The sequence below is a fragment of the Chitinophaga sp. genome (genome assembly GCF_036569125.1).
GTDB lineage: Bacteria > Bacteroidota > Bacteroidia > Chitinophagales > Chitinophagaceae > Chitinophaga.
Genome location: NZ_DATCRF010000663.1, coordinates 1 through 8,274 on the forward strand (window position 1 = coordinate 1; position 8,274 = coordinate 8,274).

Consider the following 8,274-nt stretch of genomic DNA (forward strand, 5'->3'; position numbering starts at 1 on the left):
GCATCCGGCAGCAGGCTGCCATCAGCATCCCGCTTGTTATTCATAGTGCGGAACTTAATGATGCAGAATATTTTTCCGTATAGCCCTGGCCGTTGTTGCAGAAAGAACGGGTGCCCGTTATTGGCTATTCCCAATAACAGCACCAGCAGCAGCCCAAGAGGCAGCAGCAGCAACAGCAGTATAAAAGCTGCTATCCTGTCCAGCAGGGATTTTATATGATGCTTATACCCAGGCATTTTCAGGGATCATTACTTTTTGCTGTATATGATCCAGGTAGCGCAATGCCAGCACCTGCCGGTCAAAATTGGCTTTGGCATACCGGAAACCATTTTCGCCTTCCTGCTCCAAACGTGCCGGATCATTCATGTACTGGCGGATGATGCGGTTATACTCCGCCGCGTTTTCCGGCTCCACGTAACAGCCGGCGGCAGCGGTTTCCACCAGCTCGCGCGAAACGCCGTCAATGGCCATGAGTATGGGCTTTTTGCAGGCCATATAGTCAAATGTTTTGTTGGAGTATACTGTTTTAAAAGTATCTACCTTCTTTAACACAGAAGCCCCCATATCTGACGACAGTATATATTTAAAAACTTCCTGCTTGGGCACCGGGTCCAGGAACACCACATTCGTTACCTGGCGTTCTTTAGCCAGCTGCTGCAGGCGGTTCTTTTCCATTCCCTGCCCTATAAGCTGAAAAAGCACGGGCGTATCTTCCAGCAGCTTGCCGGCATCCAGCACCTGCTCCAGGTGGTTGGCCACGCCATGCGCGCCTACATAGGTGATCACAAAACGATCCTCCAGCCCGCGCATACGGCGAAAACGCACGGGGTCAAAGGTGTGCAGCAGCTGATCTGATAAAGAGAAATCAGCGGCGTTGGGAATAAATATCAGCTTGTTTTCCGGCACCTGCTTCTGATCACGCAGGGTATTATAAAAGGCTGGTGTTAATACATTAATAAGTACGGCCTTACGGTAAATGAATTTTTCAAACCAATAGGCCAGCCGTATAATAAAACGGTTCTTCAGCACCCCGGTATCTATAGCCGATTCCGGCCACAGGTCCCGTACCTCAAACACCAGCGGCAGGCGTTTTAAACGGGAAATAAGGTAACCGGAAAACCCTACGAACAACGGGGGCGAGGTTACGATCACTACATCATACTTACCGCTTACTTTAAACAGGCCGGCCCACAGGGAAGCGAACATAAAAGAAAAGTAACCCCATAAGCGGCCTATAAAATTTTTGTTGTATGATTCCGATACATGACAGCGCCATACGGTTACAGCGCCCTGCTGTTTTTGTTTAAAATACCGGCCTTTGTACTCTGCTCTTTTTTCCGATGCATTGGCGTGTATCATACCTGCAAGCACGGTTACCGAATGGCCGGCTGCTGTCCAGGAGCGGGTGATCTCATTCCAGCGGGAACCGCCTGCATCGTCTTCTTCCAGAAAATACTGGTGTACCAAAAGAATATTCATAGTACCGTTATTTCAGTGATGATCTTATTATGCGGAGTTGTAAATACAATCTCGCTGCTTTCTTCCATGATGCCATATAAGGCGGCATGGCGGCCGGTTTGCTGCTGTGGAAGCAGTATATTCCCTGCACCATCGTGCGCCCGCCATTGCAAACGTTGTGGTGAAAGGGTATGCCAGCGCTGATGCATTTGTAAAGCAGCGGGCTTGCGCCGTACTTCATCCTCAATGATCCATACGGGGCTGCCTTTTTGCTTGCATACGCGGCGGTAATGCTGTATGCCTTTTCCTACGTGGTGAAAGGCTGTTATGAGGCCTTCCCAGATGTATTCATACGTTGATTCGTATAAAACGGCATGCTCGCACTGCGTCCAGTTGTACCAGATAAAGCGGGGGCCTTTTTCCATCTGGTCGTAGTTATCCAGCATTACGGTGTTATGTGAGGCGGTGCCCATAAAATACCGCAGGGTATCTTCATCTGTATTGTACTTATAGCTGCCAGCATCCAGCAATATATTTTCACCCTGGTGCCAGATGTCCAGGTGCAGGTTATCGGCCTGCGAAGGGCGGTCTTTATGCACACCGCATCTTAAAAAAGTAAGTGTATCCGGCTCCCGGCATATATAATACCCGCCGGCCGGGAACCGGTAGCAGGCATTGCCTGGGCGTAATACCGGTATTTGCTGTGCAGCGGGCGCTTTCCCATACCAATGCACATCTTCATAAGTATCTGTAAAGCCTGCATCCTGCTCCAGGATGGCTGCCAGCGCCTGCAGCTGGGGGCGGTAGTCGCGGTAATGCTGCTCATTCAGGCGAAAGAACAGCGCGCCGTCATTAGCGCCGTAATTAGGCAGCCAGCCATTGCTATCGTTCATGCATATACGCAGGAACTGCAGTGAGCGGCTTGCCTGCCCCCTTACCCGGCTGCTCCATGTTTCGCCGTTTAATGCAGCCAGCTGTAAGGCCCAGGTAAGCAGCTGTATCACTACGCGGTTGTAGTTCATGGAAAATTGCAGAAAGGTGCCATCGCTGTATACCTGGTAAGCCATCTCCTGCTCAAACCACTGCCTGCCGGCGGCCTTCCATTGGGCTGCGCCGGGTAAGGATGGATACAGCAGGCCGCCCAGGTACAGGGCCAGGGTTTCTGTAAGCGCATGATTATTGCGTACTGCTATGCGCGAAAAATGTATGTTGTTGTATACATGATGCAGTTGCCAGTAAATGGCATACTGGATCTTATCAAAAACAGCCGGGGTTAATGCGGGTGAGTTGCGGTAATAGAACAGCGCAAAGGTCCAGTTAAGCACCCGCAGGCTTATTTCCTGGCTGCACTTGTAATGCGGGCCGCAATTCACCTTATTTACATTGATCCAGGAAAGTATTTCTTCCAGCGCATAGGCGGCACAATCTTCCCCGAAATGATAGTCGTAGCGGATAACATCATACAGGTAGGCAAAGCGCGCCTTTTCCCATACAAACTTAATATCCCCTGCTTCGCTGGAGTAATCGTTCACAATGGTCCAGTGCCGGCTGCCGTCGTAAACATGTCCCGAATCGGGGTTCTGCAGCCAGTTAGGTGCAGCGCCCACGTTACGCAGCGGGCCGCTGAAAAAAGAGAGCTGGCCGTTCCGCAGCTGCCGGTAACGCTCCTGCAGCGCAGGCTGCGGCTGCCGGGGAAAGGTGATCTGCTCCCGGCTTTGAAAAAAGAATTGTACCGGCTGCGCCTTCCATTCTTCCAGCGAAAGATATTGCTGAAAAGGGGGCGCCTGCGGAAAGCGTTTTTTAAGCCAGCCGCTTTTACGCTGCAGCTCGTAAGCTGAGCGAAAGGCAATGTAACGCCAGCCCATGTTACGCGCTACGTGCAGCCCTTTGCGTAATGTGTGCAATGTGCTCATGCCAGCTGTGCAGGTTGGGTTTGTATGCTGAGCAGCGCTACCAGCGCATCTGCAATACGTTCTGCCGTATGCCCGTCCCACAAAGGCGGTATGCCTCCCTGCTTCCATTTACCGGCAAACAGCAGCTCCATAGCCGGGCCCAGTGCAGCAGGATCTGTGCCTAACAATACATTGGTGCCTACTGTACAGGTTTCCGGCCTTTCCGTACTATCCCGCAGGGTCATGCAGGGCACGCCCATTACCGTTGTTTCTTCTGTAATGCCGCCGGAATCAGTGATCACTGCTTTTGCATGCGCTACCAGGTAATTAAATTCCAGGTAGCCCAAAGGCGTGGTGAAATATAAATTGGGATGCGCCAGCGCTATACGTTCCAGCTGCTTGGCCGTACGCGGGTGTACCGGGAATATTACCGGCAGCTGCCGGCTGTTATGCATAATTTCATTGATCAGTATTGCCAGGTGATCTTCTTCATCTACATTAGCCGGGCGGTGCAGGGTCATTACCAGGTATTGCTGCGGTTGTAAGCCGGCCTGCTCCCAAACCGGGGGCGCATAAAAGCGTGACCGGTTCTTCAGCAAGGTATCTATCATGGTATTGCCTACAAAGAACAGCTGCTCCGCTGTTTTACCTTCCCGGCGCAGGTTTTCATTGGCTATTTCCGAGGTAGTGAAAAAATAATCTGCAATAGCATCGGTTACCATGCGGTTTATTTCTTCCGGCATGGTAATGTCACCGGAGCGGATGCCCGCTTCCACATGCGCTACTTTTACCTGCATTTTTTTTGCTACGATGGAGCATGCAAGTGTGGAAGTAACATCGCCTACCACCAATACCAGGCTGCTGGGATGCGCCATCAGCTCCTTTTCAAAACGTACCATAATGTTGGCAGTTTGCTCGGCCTGCGTGCCGCCGCCGGCTTCCAGGTTGGCATGCGGCTCCGGTATGCCCAGCTGCTCAAAGAAAGACTGGCTCATGTTGGCATCATAATGCTGACCGGTGTGCACCAGCCGGTAGCTGATGTTATATCCCTGTTGTTGTTTGTTGTGAAGGGCGGCAATAACCGGGGCTATCTTCATAAAATTGGGCCGCGCCCCTGCAATAATGGTGATCTGCATATACACAAACATTTTATATTACATCAATATGGTTTAATACCGGCTGCGGCTGCAGCTCAGGCTGCGCCTGCTCCTGTTCCTGCAGGAAGATCCATTTGCCCTGCTGCATACTTTCTATGGCGGCAAAACTGGCCAGGGTGGTATTTACTATTTCGTCAAATGGTATAAGCGCCGCACCTCCTTTACAGATGCGTTCATTGAACAGCCGGCATTGGTTGGCATGGCCTTTATTCAGCGGTGTTCTTAATTTTGAAAATCCTTTAAAGCCGTATGCACGGGTAATGCGGAAGTTGTCTATGATGGCGGTACGCTCCTGCGTATATACTTCTATTCTTTCTTTTGCATAAGCTTTGGAGCCGTTGGAGAAATAGTTGATCACCCCTGTGGAACCGTTCTCATACTTTAACAGGATGCTGGCATTATCCGTTTGCGCAGTGGGCTGGCTGCCCATGGCATTCATACATACCGCGGTTACCCTGCTGCCGGTTAAATAGGTGATGAGGTCAATAAAATGGCAGGCTTCTCCAATAATACGCCCGCCACCTGTTTTGCTGTCGTGCACCCATACATTCAATGGTATAAAGCCGGCATTCATGGTGGCAATTACATTCATAGGCGCATCGCCTACCAGCTGCTTAACCTTTTGAGCATGGGGCGAGTGCCGACGGTTAAACCCTACGGTAAGGGTTACACTGCCATCATACGCCTGCTGTATGGCTTCCAGCTCGTCCCGGTTCAGGGCCAAAGGTTTTTCTACAAACACATGCTTGCCTGCCTGCATGGCCTGCAATACCATTGCGGCGTGGGTATTATGCCGGGTGGTGATCAGCACTGCATCTACTTCCGGATCGGTCAGTATTTCCTGGTGGTGGGTAGTGCTGATGGGAATATGGTGTTTATGGGCCAGCGTGGTGCCGGTAACGCCGCTGTTGCTGGCAATGTATTTAATGCGGGCGCCGGCTTTTTGTAAAGCAGGCAGCAACGTCATTTTAGTAAAGTTACCGGCTCCTATAATGCCCATTACCCCATTTGCACCTGCAAATGAAGCAACAGGCATTATTTGTACGGATGGCCGGTGTGCGGTATTAAGAGGATAAATAAGTACAGACGCTATAGAACGGCTTTGCCCGATGTGTGCATAGATCTCCTGGTAGTTCTGCAGCGGCACACGTTCCGTAATTAAGGGCAATACCTGCAGGTGGCCGGCGGCCATGGCCTGCAGCACGGCTTCAAAGTTGCGCTGCTCCGTCCACCGTACAAACGGTAACGGATAATCGTAGCCTTTTTGCTCATACTGTTCATCATACCTGCCGGGGCCATAGGAGCAGGACACCTGGAAGCTGAGCTCTTTTTCATAAAAGGCTGCACGGTTTATCTGCAGGCCCACTACGCCTACCAGTATAATACGGCCGCGTTTACGGCTCATGTGCGCGGCCTGTGTAATGATCTCATCTGACTTTGCAGAGGCGGTGATTATAACACCATCTGCGCCGGTACCGTTGGTGAGGGTGGTTACATATTTAACTACATCCGTACCTTCTGCCGGGTTAATGCCGGTAATTCCCTGCTGCCGGGCCAGGGCTATTTTTGCCGGGTCAAGGTCCACCCCGATCACGCGGCAGCCATTAGCCTGTAATAATTGCGCGGTCAGTAATCCTATCAGGCCCAAACCTATTACTACAATGGTTTCCCCAAAGGTGGGGTTACAAAGGCGTATGCCCTGCAGCCCAATGGCGCCTATTACGGTAAATGCCGCTGCTTCATCCGTTACATTATCCGGCACCAGGGCAGCCAGGTGTTTAGGCACACATACAAACTCCGCATGCGGCCCGTTGGAGGCTACACGGTCGCCTATCTTAAATTCGCTTACCCCTTCCCCTACTGCTATTACATTACCTACATTACAATACCCCAGCGGTAAGGGCTGTTCCAGCTTATTAAAAACAGCTTCGAGTGTGGGCATTAATCCATCTGTTTTAATTTTATCCAGCACCTGCCGTACTTTATCCGGCTGCTGCCGGGCCTTTTGCACCAGGTTGGCTTTGCCAAATTCTACCAGCATACGCTCTGTACCCAGGGATACCAGGCTGCGGGTGGTTTGAATAAGGATGCTGCCCCTGCTCACCTGCGGCGCGGGTACTTCTTCCAGGATGGTGGCGCCTGTTTTAAACGATTGAATAAGCTGTTTCATCCGTTAATATTTATCTTCTCTTGTATGTAGAAAGATCCCTCATGCCCGGTTTCATGGCATTCTTCTATTATTTTCAGGTAGGCGGCTGCCCGCTCTTTTGCTGATAAGAATTGGTGTAAGCGCTGCCGCCCGTTATGCAGCAGCTGCTCCTTCAACTGCGCGTCAGTAGCTGCTTTATAAATAGTATCTCCTATACTTTGGGGGGATAAGGGATCAAAGTACAAGGCAGCATCCCTGCAAATGTTCCTGGCAAATGACAGGTCGGAGGTGAGCACCATGCGGTCCATTTTCATGGCTTCTGCATAGGAAACAGAAAAACATTCCAGTAAGGTGGGCAGGAACATAGCATCTGCCTGCCGGTATAATGCGGGGCAATCGGCAATATCCACCTTACCTGTAAAATGCAGATACGGCAAATGCATGGCAGTAACGCCCGGCAGCTGCTGCGCATTAAAGGTGAGCACAAAGCGGAATGCAAAACCCGGGTACTGCTTTACCAGGTATTCAATAACCGCGGGTATAATGGAAAGGTTCTTATGAATATAGTAGGCTGATACGGTTAACAGTGTAAATGCATCGGATGCAGGCAGCCTTACGGCATAAGACCATTTACTTTCATCATCAAACACCTGGTGGCAGGTATTGCTTACCGTATGCACCGGTTTTCCGGGCAGCCGCTGCATCAGCAGCTTTTGTACATCTTCTGTTTCCACCACCAGCACATCACAATCGTTCTTAAAGCTGCTGATATGAAAGCGCTCTTTTAATTTCAATAATAGCGATTGCTTCAGTGTTATTATTTTGAAGAAGGGTGAATCTTTGTAGAGGTACTGCGCTTTGGCAAACCCACAGATATGCCTGGCCTGCGGCCGCCAGTAGGGCGGACCAAAAATGGTGAACACTACATCCGGCCGGATGCGGCGCTCCAGGGCCGACAATTCCCTGCGCAGCTGGCGGCGGCCCTGCATAGATGCTGAACTGGCCTTTATGTCATAGAACATAAAATTTCCCGGGTACAGGGAACGGTCTATCAGCGCCGACATTTTTGCCGACAGGAACACATGAAAAGTATTGCCGCTCAGCACCCTGCACTCGCTTAAAAAGGAGTGCGTGGCCTGCAGCCCGCCACCAATACGCACTGTTGAAGCATTGATCACCACTTTCATTTGACCGTTTTTATTTAATAAGCTATAGCATCTGTGAAACCGTTCAGCATTTAAAAAATTGCAGCACTAATAATTTAAGCTCATGAGGTATAAGATTGTTTTGCTGTCAGGTATTAGTTTATATTTTTAATCGTGGCATCAGATACCATTACTTATTCTGAGTGTTTGCACGGATGTCATTCAACTTTTTCTGAATGTCGTTATAACGGGAAGTTTCATTTCCATCATTAGCGGCTTTTAACTTAGGGCTGAAAAAAGTGGGGCCAAAATCGCAATTACTAAACATAACCGCTCCGTTTTTATGTACCTCTATATTTAACCGTTTATCTGCTGCCTGTGCTTTCCCTGCTGCTCCATTATCAAAGGACCGGGCTGCGGGGGCGGCTGCAGTACCTTTAACCAAAGCCGGTTCTATGCTTGACCTAAATTCA

The 8,274-nt window shown here is 50.3% G+C and carries 7 protein-coding genes; all 7 read right to left on the reverse strand.

Annotated elements, in window-relative coordinates; all coding sequences use genetic code 11:
• Positions 1-236 (reverse strand): sugar transferase (locus tag VIM87_RS24730; protein WP_331999580.1); only part of this gene is annotated, 236 nt, incomplete at its 3' end.
• The gene (locus VIM87_RS24735) at positions 223-1,479 is read right to left on the reverse strand and encodes a glycosyltransferase family 4 protein (protein WP_331999581.1); all 1,257 of its coding nucleotides are present in this window, start codon (positions 1,477-1,479) and stop codon (positions 223-225) included. The genes VIM87_RS24730 and VIM87_RS24735, both read right to left, overlap by 14 nt.
• Complete coding sequence (locus tag VIM87_RS24740; protein WP_331999582.1) at positions 1,476-3,371, reverse strand: alginate lyase family protein; 1,896 nt, start codon at positions 3,369-3,371, stop codon at positions 1,476-1,478. Before VIM87_RS24740 ends, VIM87_RS24735 begins: the two co-directional genes overlap by 4 nt.
• Positions 3,368-4,486 carry a non-hydrolyzing UDP-N-acetylglucosamine 2-epimerase gene (gene wecB / locus VIM87_RS24745; protein WP_331999583.1) on the reverse strand — a complete coding sequence of 373 codons (1,119 nt, stop codon included), beginning with the start codon at positions 4,484-4,486 and terminating at the stop codon, positions 3,368-3,370. Before wecB ends, VIM87_RS24740 begins: the two co-directional genes overlap by 4 nt.
• 13 nt (positions 4,487-4,499) lie before the next feature.
• Positions 4,500-6,677, reverse strand: coding sequence for a bi-domain-containing oxidoreductase (locus VIM87_RS24750; RefSeq protein WP_331999584.1), 2,178 nt, complete (start codon positions 6,675-6,677; stop codon positions 4,500-4,502).
• Positions 6,674-7,843, reverse strand: coding sequence for a glycosyltransferase (locus VIM87_RS24755; RefSeq protein ID WP_331999585.1), 1,170 nt, complete (start codon positions 7,841-7,843; stop codon positions 6,674-6,676). The genes VIM87_RS24750 and VIM87_RS24755 overlap by 4 nt, the downstream gene beginning before the upstream one ends.
• Before the next feature lie 148 nt (positions 7,844-7,991).
• Positions 7,992-8,274, reverse strand: a 283-nt coding sequence (locus VIM87_RS24760; RefSeq protein WP_331999586.1) for a hypothetical protein, incomplete at its 5' end; no start/stop codon positions are given.